Genomic DNA, 16525 nt, shown 5'->3' with positions numbered 1-16525 from the left:
CCCACCAGCATCTGTTTGAGGATGGGACCGTCGTACTGGAGAACCTCGCCCAGCTAGAGCGGCTGCCCGCAACTGGCTTTGCCATCACGGCCTTGCTCATGAAGATTGCTTCGGGCAGTGGCGCACCGGTCCGCGTGATCGCTTGGCTGCCCGAGGGAGCCTGAGCGATCCACGCTAGTCAGCCGGCTGGGGGATGCCTGCCCCCTGTTGGGCCAATCGAGCCGCCCCATAAGCTGCCTGGGCGTGCTGGGATGGGGCCACAGGAACGCCGAGCTGGCGCTGGCGAATGGCACGCCATTGGGGGTTTTGAGCCCCACCGCCGGCGGTGTAGACCCGTGCCAGCGGCGAAGCCCCCAGCGCTTGCAACTTGCGATACCCGCTGGCCTCGATGCGCGCCAGGCTCTCCAGCAGCCCGTGCAAAAATGCAACCGGATCCGCCGGCTGCGGCTCGAGCTGGGGTTCCTTGTCCGGATCGTTGACGGGAAAGCGCTCGCCGGGGCTCAACAGCGGATAGTAATCCAGCGGGCTTTCCTGTGCCGGATCGATGCGGGCCGAGTACTGGGCCAGCTCGGCATCGCTGAAGTAGTGCCGCAGCACGGCTCCCCCCACATTGGAGGCGCCGCCCGTCAGCCACAGATCCCCCAGGCGGTGGCTGTAAATCCCGTAGCGCGCGTCCTCCACGCGTTGCTCGCTGAGCAGCTTCAGCGCTAGCGTCGAGCCCAGTGAGGTAATGCCTTCCCCCGGCAAGCGAGCGCCGCTGGCCAAAAAGGCCGCAATGCTGTCGGTGGTGCCCGCGCAAACCTGGCACGCCCGCGGGCAGCCCAGGCGATCAGCAACTGCCGGATCCAGCGGCGCAACCGGCGTGCCCGGTGCCACCACCTGCGGCAGCAGCTCCCAAGGCGATAGCGAGGCCAACCAGTCGGGATAGCGCAGCGCCGCGACGTCGTAACCCAGCTTGAGCGCGTTGTGATAGTCGCTGATGCCCCACTGCCCGTGCAGCAGGGCGGCCAGCCAATCGGCCTGGTGCAGCAGATAGGTGGCCTGCCGGGCCCAGCCCTGCTGCTGCCACCAGCAAAGCTTGGCCAAGCTCGAGGTTGCGGTCGCCGCCACGTGCTGGGGCGGAGCGGCGGCCTGGATTGCTTCAACAGCCGGTGCGGCTCGGCGGTCGTCGTACAGTAGCGGCCCGGCGAGTGGCTCGCCGCGGGCATCGCACAGCAGGACGGTCCCGGAGGTGCCATCGATGGCGATCGCGCCCAGTTCGGCACGGACGGGCGCGGGCAGATCGCCCACCAGCGCGAACAGCGTTGCCCGCCACGCGGCGGGCGCATCCGCTTGGGCTAGCGAGCGCTGCCGCTCGGCTCGCACGCATCCGCTAGCATCGAGCGCGATCACGCGGGCGCCGCTGGTCCCAAAGTCAATGCCGAGCGCGAGCACCATGGCGCGTGCGGACCGGAATCAGTGACCGCTGAGATGCACCACAACCTCGCGCTCGTGCCCGTACTGCCGGTGCTCCCACAAATAGATCCCTTGCCAGGTACCCAACAGCAGCCGGCCACGGCCCACCGGAATTTGCTGCGAGGTCTGCGTTAGGACCGAGCGGATGTGGGCCGGCATGTCGTCAGGCCCTTCTAAGGTATGGACGTAGCGCTGATTGTCCTCGGGGACGAGCTGGGCGAAAAAGTTGGACAGATCGGTCAGAACGTCGGGATCGGCGTTTTCCTGAATGACCAGACTGGCTGAGGTATGGCAGACAAAAACGGTGCAGAGCCCCGTTTCGATGCCGGATTCGGCCGCAGCAGCCGCCACTTGGGGCGTAATGGCATGCAGCGACTTGCCGCGGGTGCGCACCGTATGGATCTGCTGGTAGTGGCTGACGGCCGGTTGGGTGTAGCTCATGCCGTGCTGCCTATTGCGGCGCTTTAGCGACTGTCGCCGTCTCCATCGGCTGCGCTCACTTCGCGATCGCCTGCCTGGGTGGGCTCGCTGGTCCCGTCATCTTGCGCCGAGTCGGAGGACTTCCAGGGCGACTCGTAATGGCTCCACGGCAAGATGGGCGTATTGGGCAGCCGATTCGGTGAGCACCGTCATGTTATCCGGATCGGGCTGGGGAAGCAGCTTGCGCGTCGACCATGGGACCGCTGCTACCGTTCTGCCACGGGGGAGCCAGGGCACATGGCGCTGGCAAGTCAAACGGAGAGGGAGGGATTCGAACCCCCGATAGGGAAAAACCCTATACGGCATTTCCACTGCCGCGCCTTAAACCACTCGGCCACCTCTCCCTGCGACGGCAATGCTAACACTCGCTGCCCGCAGGCCGCGCGAGCTGGGGCGCGAGCTACACTGGCTCAAACGAGCCCCCTGGCGCCTGGGAGCGACCATGACCCGCTTTTACACCGCGCGCGTCCGTGATCGCCGCACCGGGACAGAGCACGTTGTCTCGCTGCCTGCTGATCGCTACATCCTGGAGAGCTTGGAGGAGCAGGGAATCGAGCCGCCCTTTCTGTGCCGCAACGGGGCTTGTACCAGTTGCGCCGTCCGCCGCAACGCCGGTCAAATCGAGCACCCAGATGGGATGGGCCTCTCGTCGCAGTTGCAGCAGCACGGCTACTCGTTGATTTGCGTGGGCTACGCCCGCTCCGACATTGACATCGAAACCCAGGACGAAGACGAAGTCTACGACCTGCAATTCGGCCGCTACTTCGGGCAAGGCAAGGTCCGCTTTGCCATCCCGCTGGATGACGAGTAGGGCCACTCGGGCAGCGCAATGCGCGGCCGCGCTCATCGCGGCGTGCTGCCTGTTGGGGTGCGCGGACGCCCAGCCCGATGGGGGAACGATCACCCGCGTTCAGCGCGTGGTTAGCGGCCACACGCTCGAGGTCCTGCTGCCCGAGCGCCAACCAGCGCTGCGGGCGCGCATCCGCCTGATCGGCATTGAGGCCCCCGATGGGCGCCAGCAGCCCTGGGGCCCGGCCGCGCGAGCGCGCCTGAGCAAGCTGGTCGGGGGCAAGCGCGGCGAGCGGCAAGTGCGCTTGAGCGCCGATGTCACCGAGCGTGATCGCTTCGGGCGTCGCCTGGCCTACGTCTGGAAGGCAGGAACCCTGCTCAACCAGCGGCTGGTCGAGCATGGGCACGCCCTGGCCATCGAGCGCGCACCCAACACGCGCTACAGCGAGCGCCTCGCCCATGCCCAAGCCTACGCGCGCATCCTGGGGCGCGGCATTTGGGATACGGCGCAGCCGCTGCGCAAGCGCCCGGGCGCGAAACGCGCCCGAGAGCGGTAGAATTGGCCGACAGTCCTTGCGCGCGAGCTGCCATGACCGCCGATGTCCTGGCGCAACGCCGGATTTATCTGGACGTTGCCACCGAAGCAGCCCTAGAAGCCGGGACCGTCTTGCTGCAGCATTGGGGCGATTTGGCCGAGGTGAGCGAGAAAGGGCGCGTGGGGGATTTGGTCACCAGCGCCGATCGCGTCTCAGAGCGCACCATCTTGCAAGTGCTGCAGCGTCACGTGCCGGACCACGCCATCCAGGCCGAGGAATCTTCCCCGGAGGGCAACCCGGACAGTGCCTGCCAGTGGGTGATCGACCCGCTCGATGGCACCACCAACTTTGCCCACCAGTACCCGCTGTGCGCTGTCTCCATTGCCTTGCTGGTGGAGGGCACGCCGCAGGTGGGGGTGGTCTACAACCCCATATTCGGGGAGCTGTTTCGCGCTGCCCGCGGCTGGGGCGTTACCCGGAACCGCCACCCCATCGCTCCCTCCCGTACGAGCACGCTAGCCGACAGCCTGCTGGTTAGCGGCTTTGCCTACGACTTTCGCAACACGGCCGATAACAACTGCGCCGAGTTCTGCCACCTGCTGCACTTGACCCGGGGCGTACGCCGCAGCGGTGCCGCATCCCTGGATTTGGCTAGCGTTGCTTGCGGCCGCTTTGACGGCTACTGGGAGCGCGGCCTCTCGCCCTGGGACATGGCTGCCGGCATCGTTTTGGTGGAGGAAGCAGGCGGCCGCACTAGCGCCTACGACGGCAGCCCGCTGCAGCTGGAATCGGGGCGGATCTTGGCTAGCAACGGCGTCCTGCACGGCGAGCTCAGCAGCGCCCTGCTGGCCGCCCCCCGCTAAGCTGATGGCGATCGGCCGCTCGGCCCAACAATGACCCTGTACCAAGCCCCCACCGGAACGCGAGATTGGCTGCCGCTGGAGGTAGCCCAAAAAAGCTGGATTGCCGAGCGCTTGCAACAGGTGTTCCAGCAGTGGGGCTACCAGCCCATTGTGACCTCCACCATTGAAGGGCTGGACGCGCTCATGGCCGGTGGCGCCATCCAGCGCTCGAGCGTGCTGCAGCTGCAGGAAACCGAGGAAGGCACCCTAGGCTTGCGCCCGGAGCTGACGGCTTCCATTGCCCGGACAGCCGCCACCCGCATGGCCGGGCATCCCTACCCGCAGCGGCTGTACTACCACGCCAACGTCTTTCGCCGCTCGCGGGGCCACCACGGCCGCCAGATCGAGTTTTACCAAGCGGGGGTGGAGCTGCTGGGGGCAGGCAGCACCCTGGCCGATGCCGAAATCCTGCTGCTGCTGGCTGACTGCCTGGAGCGGCTGGATCTGCCGCAGTGGCATTTGATCGTGGGCGAAGCCAGCCTGACGCGATCGCTGCTGGCGCCATTCCCGCCTGAGCTGCAGCAGCAGGTGCGCTACAGCATTGCCCACCTGGATCGCGTGGCGCTGCAAGCGCTGCCGCTGTCGCCGGCGCTGCGCGATCGGGCACTGCAGCTGTTCGATTTGCGCGGCGAGCCCGAGGCGGTGCTGCAGCAGCTGGCCGACCTGGAGCTCGATGCCGCCACCCAGCAGACCGTCAGCCACCTCCAATCCCTCGTTGCCCTGCTGCGGCGCAGCTGCGCGCAACCGCTGCCGCTGACGCTGGATTTGAGCCTGCTGCAGACCATGGATTACTACACCGGCATCGTCTTCGATGCCGTCAATGCCACCGAGACCGACATCCGCAGCTTCGGGCAGGGCGGTCGCTACGACCGCTTGCTAGAGCTCTATCAGCCGCAGGGGCAAGGCGCGCCCGGAATTGGGTTTGCCCTCAACTTGGAAGACCTGCACGCTTGCTTGCTGGCGGCCGATCAGCTCCCGCGCCAGACCGCCGCTAGCGACTGGCTGGTCATCCCGCAGGCGGCTGGGGCTGAGGCAGCCGCGCTCAACTACGCGCACGGACTGCGTCAGCGCTTGGGATCGGCGCGCGTGGAGCTGGATCTGGGCGAGCGCTCGCCCCAAGCCATCCGCGCTTACGCTCGGGCCTGCGCGATCGCGCAGCTGGCTTGGGTCAGCGCCGATGGCAGCGCCCAAATTGAGACCCTGTAGCCGCGCGAATTCCCGGCAGCAGCGGCTTGCTAGGCTGGTGAGCGGAACCGACGGCAGGCAAGGAGGCCCCGTTGCCCTACACCATCGTTACCGATACCTGCGAAGGCGTTGCCGATTGCGTCCAGGCTTGCCCGGTAGCCTGCATCCACCCTGGGCCGGGTAAAAACGCCAAAGGCAGCGACTGGTACTGGATCGACTTCGATACCTGCATTGACTGCGGCATCTGCCTGCAGGTGTGCCCGGTGGAGGGCGCGATCATTCCGGAGGAGCGTCCCGAGCTGCAGCGCACGCCAGAGTGAGGGCTATGGACGAACTGTTGGCGGTTCGGGATCTCTACGCCGGTTACTCGCGGGATCTCAACATCCTGCAGGGTATTAACTTTAGCGTTGCCCCCGGGGAGCTGGTTGCCGCCATCGGCCCCAATGGGGCGGGCAAATCCACGCTGGCTAAGGCCGTATTTGGCTTGCTGCACCCCAATGGCGGCCAGATCCGCTACCGGGACCGCAATATTGCCGGCCTCAAGCCCGATCGCATCGTGGGGCTGGGCCTGTGCTACGTGCCCCAGCGCGCTAACGTTTTCCCTTCACTCTCAGTAGAGGAAAACCTGGAAATGGGGGCATTTGCCTACCCTCGCGATCTGGCCTCGCGCAAGCAGCGCGCCTACCAGATGTTCCCCGAGCTGGCCCAGCGCCGCCACCAGCGTGCCGGGACCCTCTCGGGCGGCGAGCGCCAAATGCTGGCCATGGGGCGCGCGCTCATGCTGGATCCGGAGCTGCTGCTGTTGGACGAGCCCTCCGCGGCTCTCTCGCCGCGGCTGGCGGACAACGTCTTCGAGCAGATTGCCGCCATCAACCGCGCCGGCAAGGCCATCGTGCTGGTGGAGCAAAACGCCCGCAAGGCGCTGGCCATGGCCCATCGGGGCTACGTGCTGGAGAGCGGGCGCGATCGCTTTGAGGGGCCGGCGCAGGCGCTGCTCGACGATCCCAAGGTGGGCGAGCTCTATCTGGGGGCAGCCTATGGGAGCGCGCAGGCTTAGAGGCGCGCCAGCGTTACCGCCTGGGGCTGATCCTGGTACTTGCCCGCTCGGGCGGCATAGCTGGTAGCGCAGGGATCGCCTTCCAAAAACATCAGCTGCACGATGCCCTCGTTAGCGTAAACGCGGCAGTCAGCGCTAGAGGAATTCGACAGCTCCAGGGTGAGATAGCCGCGCCAGGCAGCCTCAGCAGGCGTGATGTTGGCAACGATGCCGCAGCGGGCGTAGGTGCTTTTGCCAATGCAGAGGACGGTAACCTGCTCGGGGACCTGGATTTTCTCCAGCGCCACCCCTAGGCCGTAGGAGTGGGCAGGCAGGATGAAAAAGCGGCCTCGCTCGTCTTGGTGGAGCTGGGTCGCTTCTAGGTTGTCGGGGTTGAAGTTTTTGGGATCCACCACAGTCCCGGGCACGTGCCGAAAGATGCGGAACTCGCGCGGCGAGAGCCGGATGTCGTAACCAAAGCTACCCAAGCCGTAGGAGATCGCCGGTGCCCCCTCGACGTGCCGGATTTGGCTGGGCACGAACGGCGAGATCATGCCCTTTTGGGCCATTTGGGCAATCCAGGTGTCGTTTTTGATCGCCACAGCCGCCCGCTGCACTCTTTTATCGGCCCTAGGATAACCCAGCGGGGCGCTAGGGCTGGTGGGAGCGGCGAACTTCGGTGACCCGATCCGCGCGCTCGAGGATGGCAGCAGGCATCTGCGGTCCGGTCAGGACGAGCTCGATGGGGGCAGGGCGCTGCGCCAGCAGCTGCAGCACCTCCGCTTGCGGGATGAACTCGTGCTGCAGCGCCAAGCTGAGCTCATCCAGCACCACCAGCCCGTACTGGCCCTGCTGGATGGCTTGCTGCGCGTGCCCCCAGAGCTGTTGCAGGGCTTGGAGTTCGCCCGCTTCGGGCTGGGTTTCGCTGATGTCGCGAGCGAGGTCGCAGCGCAGCCAGTCTAGGTTCTGGCCCAGCTGCATGGGGCGATCGCGCCCCTGCCCGATGCCGCCTTTAAAAAACTGGACCACCAATGTTGGCGTTCCTTGGGCCGCAACCGTCAGCGAGCGCGCCAGGACGCTGGTAAAAAACTGGCGTTGGGGGCCGGTAAAAACGTGCAACAGCCCCTCAACCTGGTAGGCGGGGTGTTGGCTAGCGTCGAATTGGGGGGTTTCCAGCTGGGCGACCATGATGCGAGCCCTGGCTACTAGATGTTGGGCGCTTGGGCATTCGGTTGTCTATCGAACCCTAGATATAGGCTAGCGTCAACCCCGCCGCTGCTGTATCCTAAGCCTAGGAGCCGCAAGCACCCCCACCTATGGCTTGGCAACGTCCCGACGGACGCAGCGCCGTGCAGCTGCGCCCCATTCGCTTCCAGCGCGATTTTACCCGCTTTGCCGAAGGCTCGGTGCTGACCGAGTGCGGCCAGACCGTAGTGCTGTGCACGGTCAGCTCGCAAGCGGGCGTGCCGACGTTTTTGCGCGATACAGGTAGCGGTTGGCTCACGGCCGAGTACCGCATGCTGCCCGGCTCCACCCCGGACCGGCAGCGGCGCGAGGGCATGCGGCTCTCGGGTCGGACCCAGGAGATCCAGCGCCTGATCGGGCGCAGCTTGCGCGCGGCGCTCGATCTGAGCGCTTTGGGCGAGCGAACGCTGACAGTGGATGCTGACGTGCTGCAAGCCGATGCCGGGACGCGCACGACCGCCATTACCGGCGGTTTCGTGGCGCTGGTGATCGCGCTCGAGCGCCTGTTGCAGCGTGGCGAGCTGGCGCAGTCGCCGCTGCAGACGGCGATTGCGGCCGTGTCAGTGGGAATGGTGGAGGGCGAACTGCTGCTCGATCTCGACTACACCGAGGATAACCAGGCCGAGGTGGACCTCAACCTGGTCATGGACGGCGAGCTCAACTTCATTGAGGTACAAGGCACGGCCGAATCGGGCAGTTACAGCCGTGCCCAGCTCGATCGAATGTTGGATGTGGGCGAGCGCGGCATCCGCGAGTTGCTGGTTGCCCAGCGCGAGGTCCTGCCGGCTGGGGTCTTTCCAGAGGACGCTACTCCCCGATGACTTTGATCAGCATCTTTTTGGGGCGGCGGCCGTCAAACTCGCCGTAGAAAATTTGCTCCCAAGGGCCAAAGTCGAGCTGGCCCTCGGTGATGGCCACCACCACTTCGCGGCCCATAATCTCGCGCTTGAGGTGGGCGTCGGCATTGTCCTCGCCGGTGCGGTGGTGGGCGTAGTGCTGCGCCGAAGCGTTGTAGGGCGCCAGCGCTTCCAGCCACTTTTGAAAGTCTTGATGGAGGCCCGGCTCGTCATCGTTAATAAATACTGAAGCCGTTATGTGCATGGCGTTGCAAAGCACCATGCCCTCGCGCACCCCGCTTTGCCGCACCACGTTCTCGACCTTGGGTGTAATGTTCTCAAACCCCACGCGGTTGGGGATGTTGAACGTCAGGTATTCGGTTTGGGATTTCATGCGCTCGGATGGCAGCTCCAACAGTGGACGAGCCTAGCACGGCGCCCCCTATTCGCCCCAGCGCCGCCAGCGCGCGAAATCGTGCCCCTCGCTGACCGCCAGCCCGATCTGGTGCTGGCTGGTGAGCTCGTCCGTCCCGCCTTCACTAGCGCCGATGTAGTACATGCGCCAGCTGCCATCGGCCATGGGCACGACACAGGGGGTCCCTACCGCGCGGGCATCCCAGCGCCCCGAGCCAGTGGGAGCCGGGGCAAACGCTGCGCCTGCTGGCGCGTCGCCATCCTGCTTGTGCCAGTGGCGGCCGTCGGCGGAGGTGGCCAGGCCGATGGCGTGATAGTGGCTGGCGTTGACGCCTTCGTAGAACATGACGTAGCGCTCGCCCATGCGGCAGATGTGGCGCGTGCCGGCCCCACCCTCATCAAAGCGGCCGGCCTCGCCCGGCCCTAGCACCGGACCCACTTTCTCCCAGCGCAGACCATCGGGCGAGACAGCTAGGCCCACCCAAAAGCCGCGCTCGGGATGGAGCGCATGGTAGTAAAGCAGCCAGCTGCCATCGCCAGCGCGCACCACCTGCGGCCAGGCACAAAACAGCTCATCGAACGCGCCCGCCTCGCCGAGCGACAGCAGTGCCCCGCGGTAGGGCCCTTCCAAGCGCAGCCAATGCAAGCCATCGCTCGAGACGGCACAACCGGGTTGCATGCAGATGCCTTTGGCTTGCCGGCCGCCGACCGAGCGCCAGCTGCGATCGCCGCCGAAATACCACAGCCAGTACAGGCCGTCGCTGACGGTGACATCGCTGACGCCCACGTGCCCCGAGTCAAAGCAGTTGCCATCGGGATGGGGTTCCAAGATGGCCCCCAAGGTTAGCGGGCCGCTCACCCGCTCCCAGCGCACGCCGTCGGGCGAGATGGCCATACCGCAGCGGCCGGTGGGCAGGTTGATGTCGCGATCGAAGCTCGGGTCGCGCCCGTAATACCACATCCGCCACCAGCCATCGGCGCAGTGCAGGACGCGCGGGCCGGAGACGCGCTCGGCATCCCACCAGCCGGCCCCGCCCGGTCCCAACAACAGGCCGGGTTGGCTCGGGGATTTCTCGGCTTGCTGGGCCATCGGACGCTCGGCAGTCGTCCTGCCTAGGATGCCACTAGCGGTGCCGCAGCTGCTGAGCGCGCAGGGCAATGTTGGCTGCCGCAGCAACCAGCAACCCGGCGACACCTAGATAGGAGACCGCAGGCGCCACAAACAAAAAGCCAAACGTAACAGCGGCCGCAATCGCCCCCAGCACTAGCGGCCACTGGCGGCCGTGACGGCGGGTGCCGGCTGCCAACCCAACCAGCGTAATGGCCAAAAACACGCCCAGCAGCGGCAGCAGGATGGCATCGTTAATGACAAATCCCAAGCCCAGCGCCGAGAGCAGCGCCAGGGCCGCTGGGAAGCCCAAGCAGCACAGGGCGGCCGTGATCGCGCCCAGCGGGCCAACTTTGTCAGCCTAGTCAGTCCAAAAGCGTCGCACGGGCTTCTCCTCAAACTAGCCGGCACAACATGAGAGCTTGCTGGGGTCGGTCTCGAAAGCCTGCGCGGCGAGCTTTAGCCCCTCGACCTGCACCAGATAGGGGAACAGGGTGCGCCGCAGGTCGCGCACGGTCGCGCCCCACCGCAGGGCCAGCGCCGCGGCTTGGATCGTCTCGCCGCCTTCGGCAGCCAGTACGTGCGCCCCCAGCAGCCGATCACTGTCGGCATTGGCCACTAAATGAATTGCCCCGCGCGTGTCGCCGGCCACCAGCGCCCGCGGCACCTCGCTTAGCGGCAGCGTCGCCGTTTTGACGCTATAGCCCCGCTCGCGCGCCTGCCCCGCGGTTAGACCCACTGTGGCCACCTGCGGGTCGCTAAACACCACCTCCGGGCAAGCCGCCAGATCCAGCGATTGTGCGTCACCCTGGAGGGCATTTTCAGCGGCAATGCCGCCGCCGGCTGCCGCCACATAGACCAACTTGGGGCAATCGGTCACGTCACCGGCGGCGTAGACGTGCGGCTGGCTGGTCTGGAGCGTGTCGCTCACCGCAATGGCGCCATCCGCGTTGCAGGCAACGCCCGCTGCCGCCAGGCCCAAATCCTGTGTATTGGGCGCGCGCCCGGTGGCCATCAGCACGTGCTCGGCGCGAAAGGTTTTCTGCTCGCCCGCCACCCGAGCCGTGACGACCTTGTCGCCGCCGTCTTGCGCGATGTGCACCGGCGTGGCTTCGGCCACTACTTGCAGCCCTTCCGCGCGCAGGTAGCCCGCGAGCCGCTCGCTCAGCGCCGGCTCGTGCCCCGGCAGGAGATAAGGATTGCGCTGCAGCAGCGTCACCTCGGTACCCAGGCGGGCCAAGGTTTGCCCCAGCTCTACCCCAATGGAACCGCCGCCCACCACCAGCAGTGATCGCGGCTGGTGCGTCAGTTCCATTGCCGTTGTGCTCGTGAGGACCTCAACATTCTCGATTCCTTCGATTGCCGGGATATGGGGACTAGCGCCTGTGGCTACGACGACGCGCTCGGCAGCGAGGGTGGGGCCGCCCTCGATGGCAACCCCGCCATCTGCCTGCAGGCGGGCGCGCCCTTGCCAGAGTGAGATGTAATCCTGATAGGCCGCCAGCACGTCGCGGTACTTGTGCTGTCGCAACTGCTCCACCAAGCCGTCTTTGTGGTGCATTAGGGCCGACCAGTCCACGCCATCAGCATGCACCTGCAGGCCGGCAAAGGCCGGCCGGTGCGCGCGCTCGTAAGCCTCGGCAGCCCGCACCAGCGTCTTGGAGGGAATGCAGCCGACATTGACGCAGGTACCCCCGAGCGTGCCGGCCTCGATGAGTGCCACCGAGCACCCCAGCTCGGCCCCTTTAATAGCGGCGGCCATGCCGGCGCCGCCCGTTCCAATAACAGCGAGATCGAAGCGGATTGTCTCGGTAGGGGAGGTTGCCATCGCGGGACGTCGAGCTGCAGTCTGCTGCCACGCTAATCCCTAGCGTTGGGTATAGGGTCAAGGCTGCGAGGGGCGCTGCCGCAGCAGCGCTTGCGAGACCAGGGCCAAAACCGGCAGCTCGATCAGCGGCCCGATCGCCAACGCGATGGCAACCAAGGGGCGATGCGGAAACGCCGAAGCTGCGATCACCAGCGCGACGGGCGAGTTGCGCGCAAGCGTGGTGCAGCTCAGGCAAGCCTGCTCGGGGTAGTGCAATTGCAAGCGGCGGCCCAGCCACTGACCGAGCACCCAGTTGAGGGCAAAAAACAGCCCCAGCGGTGGCAGCAGCCGCAGCAGCAACGCTGGCTGTTGCAGCAAGGCCTCGCCTTCAGCCGCAAAGAGGGCGGCAACGGCAGCATTGAGGGCCAGCAACTGGCCGGTTTCGGCGCGCGGCAGTAGCGCCTGCCACGCGCGCTGGCCCCAAAGTCGCGGGACGAGCTGGCGGGTCAGGGCAGCGAGCACCAGCGGCAGCAAGAAAACGAGCGCAATGCGCACCAATAGCGTCTGAGGGGGCAGGGCAACCAGCGAGCCAGCCAGCCCCCACACATAAAGCGGCAGCAGCGCTAGCTGCAGGATGGCGTTGAGCGGCAGCAGGGCAGTGGCAAGGGCCACATCCCCGCGGGCAATGCCGGTAAACACCACGTACCAGTCCGTGCAGGGCGTTACTAACAGCAAGAGCAAGCCCAAGCGCAGATCGGGTGCATCTGCCAAAAAAACAGCGCCCAAGCCCCAGGCCAGCAAGGGCGTCCAGACAAAGTTGAGCCCCAAGCTGGCCAGGGTAACTTTGCGGTGGCCGAGGGCTCGCCCGAGCTGCTGCTGCCCGATGGGCAGCAACGTGGCGTAGATAACCGCAACCAGCAGCGGCGTGACGAGGGGGGCAGCCGCCGCAGCCAAGGCCTCAAGGCGCGCAAGCGCTAAGCCCAGGAGGGCGGAAGCCAATATGGCCAGCGGCTGCAGCCGCTCGAAGAGCCTCATGCGTCAGCCGACTCGACCGGCAAGCCGGCAGCAACCCAATCCTCGCGTCCTTCGTCGTACTCCCAAACTTGGGTATAGCCCAGCGCCTTAAGGCGCTCCCAAGCCCGCTGTGATCGCTTGCAGGGACCATTGGCGCAGTAGACAACGATGGGGGCATTTTTGTCAGGCAGCCGCTGTGGAGCAACCTGGTTGATGTCGTCCGAGGGAATGTTGATGGCGCCGGGCAGGTGATGCTTGCGATAGGCCTGCTCTGGCAGCGTGTCGATTAAAATAAGGGGCTCGCCGTGATCGAGCTGGGCTTTGAGCTCGTCTCGGGAAATGATGTCTGTCATGGTGCCCTCCCAGGTAGTGCCTGCAATTTGGGGCTAATGGCTCGAGCAGTCGCGAGACGGAGCGGACGGGCGGTCGAAGGCCAGGCACGGCGTCTCGGCCTCCTCACCTTGCCGGTTGTGCTGGCAGCACGCCATCCGCTGCTGCAGCTCCGATTTGAGGGCTTGCAGCTGCGCGATTTGCCGCTCGAGCTGCTGGACCTTGGCGCTGAGTTGCCGGTACCCGTCGCGACAGGTGATCGCCTCGCCGTTCGGCTGGGCCAGCAGCTGTTGGATCTCGCTCAAGGACAGGCCCAGCGCCTTGGCCCGGGTAATGAACGGCAGGCGTTCCATTGTGGCTTCGTCGAACAGGCGGTGCCCCGCTCGCGTGCGTTGCGGCGGCGGAATTAGGCCGCGCCGCTCGTAGAAGTAGAGCGTCTGGGGATTGAGGCCCAACTGGCGGGCAGCTTCGCCAATGCGGTACATGCTGCCTTCCTCGGTTGCCATTGCCCGCTGCGATCCCGAACGTAACCCCTTGAGTGCGGTATAAGGCCAATGCGAGCGCTTGCGAGCTAGGGGGCACGCCGCTGCAGGCAAACCCCCAACTCGCGCAGGCCGCTGGGATGGGGGATTTCGAGCGGCGGGGCCTGGGGCCAAACCAGCGCTCGCTGGCAAACAGCACCTGCATGGCCGTCCAGTCGCAGTGATGGGGCGGCCCTTCCTGCGGCGATCACCCGGTTTGCATGAACAGCACTAGCAGGACGCCGCCCGGTCGGAGCCAGCTGGCCAGGCGCGCCTCGTACGCCGGCCACAGGGGCGGCTCCAGCGCGCAGAGGCAGGTTTGCTCGTAGATGGCATTGAAGGGGCTGCTGGGGGGACTCGGCAATCTCGGTGTTGAAGACGGTAGTCATGGCTAACTTCAGCTCACCACCTCTATCCTAGTGCGCTAGCTCCGGAAAATGGGATAACGGCATAGCCGCGCTGCGCCAGTAGCTTAACTTCGTAACCGCGGCCGGCACCGGGCACGAGCACGCGATCGCCGGGAATGGCATCCAGCGCTAGCCAGCGTTCGAGGGCCGGACTGGGCGCGCCGCGATCCCACCCCGTTTTCCCCTGCTGCCAGCGCGCCTCCCAGGGGGAGCGGCGATCACTTATCGCGTTCACGCCAATCGGCGCTGCGAGACGGTTAGCTCGACCGTTGAACCGTCGCTATCGCGGCAGGCAATGGCTTTACTGAAGCGTCTGCCTGCATCGGCGGCTACCAGCGCCGGTGCGGGGTTGGGGGTCTCCAGCGGCGGCAGCGACACCTGCTTTCGGGGGCGCGGGGTGGGGCGCACCGCCCGCTGCAGTTCTTCGAGCACCTGGCGGGCACCGGCATCCGCCGGAGCGTGGGCCTGCAAGCAGGAAACCAGGTGCTGGTAGGTGTCGTCCGGGATGGTGACCATGGGCTGCCTCCAACGACGCAGAGCGGCTGAGTTGGGGGATTGCGAGCCGCAATCCCCGGGGTCATTCGGTCAAGGGGCCTGCGATTCTAACCGCCCGCTCAGGGGCAGCCGCTCGAGCAAGCGCATGGGGCGAGCCGGCGGGATTGACGCCTTTGGATCGGCTCCAAGTGCGGGATAGCGCCCGCTTCGGGAGTTGGACGGCAGTTAAGGAACACCCGGTGCAAACGGCAACAGAGCTAGTGCGAGGTTTGCCTCGTTACTGGGCCCTGGCAAAGACCGTCGTTTCCACTTTGTAAGTCTCATCATCCATTTTTCCTTCCAAAACTAGCTCTGCTTCCCGAGTGCCATTAACGGTGACTTGAAAGCCATCACTAGCAATCGAGTCTACTAATAAATTGCAGTTCCAACCATCGGGATTGCTGGGATTACCGTATTCTCCGCCCCCATCAAAACTGGGACCCCATCGATAGATCGACTCGGGACTTAGCCAATTACTATCGCTAGAAACTGGCTTAGTATAGTAAACAATTTTTGGATCCACAGAAGGGATATCCAGGGTCAAAACACCAGAAGCGTTATTACAATCAAACTCACCCGGTTCAGATCCGCTACTACCAATAGCAGTAGCCATTTTGGTTTCTTCCCCTATGAAATCGAGAGCTCGACTTAGCTCAGTCCGTTGCCTAGTTAAGTTCTCCGAACGCGCATCCGAACGCAAAATGGCCATTAGGCCAATACCAGTAGCGGCAACGACAATAGATCCCATCGCTGCTGCCACCAGAAGCTCAATCAGCGTAAATCCTGCCACTTGCGGTAACTTACTACGCTTAAGTCGTGCAAGAGCTAGCACTAGGCGAGGTTTCATCACCTGAGTAGTCTCCTTCCCGAATAACGCCTAGAGGGCTAGAAATAACTAGGCACTTTTTATTATAAGCATCCGGATTGTCTTGAATAAAGAAAACAATCGTTCTAGCATCGCTAAGCGTATTGGTCCCGCGGAACGTAAATTTTGTCTGGTTGCTACCAATATTGGTTTCTATCGCGGCGCCTTTAAAATCAGGCTCTATAACATTACAGTAATCACTAGTAACTCCAGTGGGCTCAGTAACCATAATGCTATTATTATTATTTTTATCTATTTCAACCATGCAAGGCTTACTTTTTTGAATTGCTTTGCGCTGGGCTTGCTTTAACGTGCCGCGCACCTGATTGAGTGCGACATTCACCTTAGTGTTGCTATACCAGGCAAGCATGCCAGGTGCGCTTATGGCGGCTAGTATTCCAATAATAACCGTGGCCACAATAAGCTCTATAAGCGTAAACCCGGCATTTTGGGCTGACGCTTGTTTCAATTTATTGGGGCGGACAGTTAAACGTCTCATCAATAATTATTTCTGTATAAACAGCAGCAACGCTTTCGCCGTCATGATAAGCATCATATTTTAGCCTGACCACATCATAGGGGGCACGACTCAAAACCGACTGAGTTCTTTCTATTGAATATTCTTTTCCAGATTGCTCTCCTTCGCTGTCAAGATCGTCATATAGCAAAACACGTGGATCGTGAACAGGTAAGTGGACTTGCCTTTGGGAACTTAATTCCCACTTCGAGAGGATTCTAGAGCTTTGCCAACAAGCTAACTCCGTTCACATCCAGTCTACGACTGCTATATTCGCTAAAATTTACAGTATCGTCTACACCTTCTTTTACTCGATCGCTTTCTAAAAGCGCATGTGCAAAACCATCGCTTTCGCTGGTTGCATTGCATTGATCCTTTATGCTATCCGAGTCATTATCTGTTCCGGTAAAGCTACTATAGCAATCACAACTTACACGTGAACGAGCCCGTACTGGCGTAGCATCGAAAATTTAAAGATGTCATGCTCGATAAGTAGCCGGAATAGCGCCTTGACGCGCTCAAAGGAAGGACATAGGCCAGCTAG

Annotated in this window: 23 protein-coding genes and 1 tRNA gene; 7 read left to right on the top strand and 17 right to left on the bottom strand. The window is 63.9% G+C overall.

Features of this window, described 5'->3' with window-relative positions; all coding sequences use genetic code 11:
- Positions 1–174 precede the first annotated feature (174 nt).
- From BRC58_04295 to BRC58_04285, 3 genes are all read right to left on the bottom strand, one after another.
- Complete coding sequence (locus BRC58_04295; GenBank protein ID PSP18136.1) at positions 175–1437, bottom strand: carbohydrate kinase; 1263 nt, start codon at positions 1435–1437, stop codon at positions 175–177.
- An 18-nt stretch (positions 1438–1455) separates the two neighbouring features.
- A complete protein-coding gene (locus BRC58_04290; GenBank protein PSP18135.1) occupies positions 1456–1896 on the bottom strand; it encodes a hypothetical protein in 441 nt (146 codons plus the stop codon).
- A gap of 295 nt (positions 1897–2191) precedes the next feature.
- A tRNA-Ser gene (locus BRC58_04285) sits at positions 2192–2279 on the bottom strand.
- A 98-nt stretch (positions 2280–2377) separates the two neighbouring features.
- Here BRC58_04285 and BRC58_04280 point away from each other — a divergent pair.
- From BRC58_04280 to BRC58_04255, 6 genes are all read left to right on the top strand, one after another.
- On the top strand, positions 2378–2746 hold the full coding sequence (locus BRC58_04280) for a ferredoxin (GenBank protein ID PSP18177.1): 369 nt from the start codon (positions 2378–2380) through the stop codon (positions 2744–2746).
- The gene (locus tag BRC58_04275; protein ID PSP18134.1) at positions 2736–3281 is read left to right on the top strand and encodes a nuclease; all 546 of its coding nucleotides are present in this window, start codon (positions 2736–2738) and stop codon (positions 3279–3281) included. The genes BRC58_04280 and BRC58_04275 overlap by 11 nt, the downstream gene beginning before the upstream one ends.
- A gap of 32 nt (positions 3282–3313) precedes the next feature.
- Positions 3314–4123 (top strand): inositol monophosphatase, encoded by an 810-nt coding sequence (locus tag BRC58_04270; protein PSP18133.1) that lies wholly within the window; start codon positions 3314–3316, stop codon positions 4121–4123.
- A gap of 30 nt (positions 4124–4153) precedes the next feature.
- Positions 4154–5368, top strand: coding sequence for an ATP phosphoribosyltransferase regulatory subunit (locus tag BRC58_04265; GenBank protein PSP18132.1), 1215 nt, complete (start codon positions 4154–4156; stop codon positions 5366–5368).
- Between the two features lie 71 nt (positions 5369–5439).
- Entirely contained in the window at positions 5440–5667 is a 228-nt protein-coding gene (locus BRC58_04260; GenBank protein ID PSP18131.1) for a ferredoxin, read from the top strand.
- A gap of 5 nt (positions 5668–5672) precedes the next feature.
- Positions 5673–6404 (top strand): ABC transporter ATP-binding protein, encoded by a 732-nt coding sequence (locus BRC58_04255; GenBank protein PSP18130.1) that lies wholly within the window; start codon positions 5673–5675, stop codon positions 6402–6404.
- Here the strand turns inward: BRC58_04255 and BRC58_04250 are convergent.
- Both BRC58_04250 and BRC58_04245 read right to left on the bottom strand, forming a co-directional pair.
- A complete protein-coding gene (locus tag BRC58_04250) occupies positions 6401–6952 on the bottom strand; it encodes a dCTP deaminase (protein PSP18176.1) in 552 nt (183 codons plus the stop codon). The genes BRC58_04255 and BRC58_04250 overlap by 4 nt on opposite strands.
- Before the next feature lie 82 nt (positions 6953–7034).
- Positions 7035–7571: a cob(I)yrinic acid a c-diamide adenosyltransferase gene (locus BRC58_04245; GenBank protein PSP18129.1), complete on the bottom strand. Its 537-nt coding sequence runs from the start codon at positions 7569–7571 to the stop codon at positions 7035–7037.
- A 128-nt stretch (positions 7572–7699) separates the two neighbouring features.
- Between BRC58_04245 and BRC58_04240 the strand changes: the two genes are divergently transcribed.
- Positions 7700–8449, top strand: a complete 750-nt coding sequence (locus BRC58_04240) for a ribonuclease PH (GenBank protein PSP18128.1) — start codon at positions 7700–7702, stop codon at positions 8447–8449.
- Here BRC58_04240 and BRC58_04235 read toward each other — a convergent pair.
- From BRC58_04235 to BRC58_04180, 12 genes are all read right to left on the bottom strand, one after another.
- Complete coding sequence (locus BRC58_04235; GenBank protein PSP18127.1) at positions 8436–8858, bottom strand: secondary thiamine-phosphate synthase enzyme; 423 nt, start codon at positions 8856–8858, stop codon at positions 8436–8438. The genes BRC58_04240 and BRC58_04235 overlap by 14 nt on opposite strands.
- A 48-nt stretch (positions 8859–8906) precedes the next feature.
- A complete protein-coding gene (locus tag BRC58_04230; protein ID PSP18126.1) occupies positions 8907–9968 on the bottom strand; it encodes a glycosyl hydrolase in 1062 nt (353 codons plus the stop codon).
- A gap of 34 nt (positions 9969–10002) precedes the next feature.
- Positions 10003–10329: a MerC domain-containing protein gene (locus tag BRC58_04225; GenBank protein PSP18125.1), complete on the bottom strand. Its 327-nt coding sequence runs from the start codon at positions 10327–10329 to the stop codon at positions 10003–10005.
- Between the two features lie 57 nt (positions 10330–10386).
- Positions 10387–11814, bottom strand: a complete 1428-nt coding sequence (merA, locus tag BRC58_04220) for a mercury(II) reductase (protein ID PSP18124.1) — start codon at positions 11812–11814, stop codon at positions 10387–10389.
- A gap of 57 nt (positions 11815–11871) precedes the next feature.
- Positions 11872–12828, bottom strand: a complete 957-nt coding sequence (locus BRC58_04215) for an arsenic resistance protein (protein ID PSP18123.1) — start codon at positions 12826–12828, stop codon at positions 11872–11874.
- Positions 12825–13160: a sulfurtransferase gene (locus BRC58_04210; GenBank protein PSP18122.1), complete on the bottom strand. Its 336-nt coding sequence runs from the start codon at positions 13158–13160 to the stop codon at positions 12825–12827. Before BRC58_04210 ends, BRC58_04215 begins: the two co-directional genes overlap by 4 nt.
- Positions 13161–13193: 33 nt before the next feature.
- Entirely contained in the window at positions 13194–13643 is a 450-nt protein-coding gene (locus tag BRC58_04205) for a heavy metal-responsive transcriptional regulator (GenBank protein PSP18121.1), read from the bottom strand.
- A 223-nt stretch (positions 13644–13866) separates the two neighbouring features.
- The gene (locus BRC58_04200; GenBank protein PSP18120.1) at positions 13867–14022 is read right to left on the bottom strand and encodes a hypothetical protein; all 156 of its coding nucleotides are present in this window, start codon (positions 14020–14022) and stop codon (positions 13867–13869) included.
- A gap of 47 nt (positions 14023–14069) precedes the next feature.
- Positions 14070–14306: a hypothetical protein gene (locus BRC58_04195; protein ID PSP18119.1), complete on the bottom strand. Its 237-nt coding sequence runs from the start codon at positions 14304–14306 to the stop codon at positions 14070–14072.
- Complete coding sequence (locus tag BRC58_04190; GenBank protein ID PSP18118.1) at positions 14297–14581, bottom strand: hypothetical protein; 285 nt, start codon at positions 14579–14581, stop codon at positions 14297–14299. Before BRC58_04190 ends, BRC58_04195 begins: the two co-directional genes overlap by 10 nt.
- A gap of 256 nt (positions 14582–14837) precedes the next feature.
- The gene (locus BRC58_04185) at positions 14838–15446 is read right to left on the bottom strand and encodes a hypothetical protein (protein ID PSP18117.1); all 609 of its coding nucleotides are present in this window, start codon (positions 15444–15446) and stop codon (positions 14838–14840) included.
- Positions 15409–15963 (bottom strand): hypothetical protein, encoded by a 555-nt coding sequence (locus BRC58_04180; GenBank protein PSP18116.1) that lies wholly within the window; start codon positions 15961–15963, stop codon positions 15409–15411. Before BRC58_04180 ends, BRC58_04185 begins: the two co-directional genes overlap by 38 nt.
- Between the last annotated feature and the right edge of the window lie 562 nt (positions 15964–16525).

It is taken from the genome of Cyanobacteria bacterium QS_8_64_29, from assembly GCA_003022125.1.
In the GTDB taxonomy this organism is placed as follows: Bacteria; Cyanobacteriota; Cyanobacteriia; order Cyanobacteriales; family Rubidibacteraceae; genus QS-8-64-29.
The sequence above is the reverse complement of the archived record's forward strand: the minus strand, read 5'-3'. Positions and strand labels throughout refer to the sequence as shown.

Excerpts from the sequence above, each read along its gene's own strand:
- BRC58_04295 (PSP18136.1), bottom strand. The coding sequence starts at position 1,437 with ATGGTGCTCGCGCTCGGCATTGACTTTGGGACCAGCGGCGCCCGCGTG.
- BRC58_04290 (PSP18135.1), bottom strand. The coding sequence starts at position 1,896 with ATGAGCTACACCCAACCGGCCGTCAGCCACTACCAGCAGATCCATACG.
- BRC58_04280 (PSP18177.1), top strand. The coding sequence starts at position 2,378 with ATGACCCGCTTTTACACCGCGCGCGTCCGTGATCGCCGCACCGGGACA.
- BRC58_04275 (PSP18134.1), top strand. The coding sequence starts at position 2,736 with ATGACGAGTAGGGCCACTCGGGCAGCGCAATGCGCGGCCGCGCTCATC.
- BRC58_04270 (PSP18133.1), top strand. The coding sequence starts at position 3,314 with ATGACCGCCGATGTCCTGGCGCAACGCCGGATTTATCTGGACGTTGCC.
- BRC58_04265 (PSP18132.1), top strand. The coding sequence starts at position 4,154 with ATGACCCTGTACCAAGCCCCCACCGGAACGCGAGATTGGCTGCCGCTG.
- BRC58_04255 (PSP18130.1), top strand. The coding sequence starts at position 5,673 with ATGGACGAACTGTTGGCGGTTCGGGATCTCTACGCCGGTTACTCGCGG.
- BRC58_04250 (PSP18176.1), bottom strand. The coding sequence starts at position 6,952 with ATGGCCCAAAAGGGCATGATCTCGCCGTTCGTGCCCAGCCAAATCCGG.
- BRC58_04245 (PSP18129.1), bottom strand. The coding sequence starts at position 7,571 with ATGGTCGCCCAGCTGGAAACCCCCCAATTCGACGCTAGCCAACACCCC.
- BRC58_04240 (PSP18128.1), top strand. The coding sequence starts at position 7,700 with ATGGCTTGGCAACGTCCCGACGGACGCAGCGCCGTGCAGCTGCGCCCC.
- BRC58_04235 (PSP18127.1), bottom strand. The coding sequence starts at position 8,858 with ATGAAATCCCAAACCGAATACCTGACGTTCAACATCCCCAACCGCGTG.
- BRC58_04230 (PSP18126.1), bottom strand. The coding sequence starts at position 9,968 with ATGGCCCAGCAAGCCGAGAAATCCCCGAGCCAACCCGGCCTGTTGTTG.
- merA (PSP18124.1), bottom strand. The coding sequence starts at position 11,814 with ATGGCAACCTCCCCTACCGAGACAATCCGCTTCGATCTCGCTGTTATT.
- BRC58_04215 (PSP18123.1), bottom strand. The coding sequence starts at position 12,828 with ATGAGGCTCTTCGAGCGGCTGCAGCCGCTGGCCATATTGGCTTCCGCC.
- BRC58_04210 (PSP18122.1), bottom strand. The coding sequence starts at position 13,160 with ATGACAGACATCATTTCCCGAGACGAGCTCAAAGCCCAGCTCGATCAC.
- BRC58_04205 (PSP18121.1), bottom strand. The coding sequence starts at position 13,643 with ATGGCAACCGAGGAAGGCAGCATGTACCGCATTGGCGAAGCTGCCCGC.
- BRC58_04190 (PSP18118.1), bottom strand. The coding sequence starts at position 14,581 with ATGGTCACCATCCCGGACGACACCTACCAGCACCTGGTTTCCTGCTTG.
- BRC58_04185 (PSP18117.1), bottom strand. The coding sequence starts at position 15,446 with ATGAAACCTCGCCTAGTGCTAGCTCTTGCACGACTTAAGCGTAGTAAG.
- BRC58_04180 (PSP18116.1), bottom strand. The coding sequence starts at position 15,963 with ATGAGACGTTTAACTGTCCGCCCCAATAAATTGAAACAAGCGTCAGCC.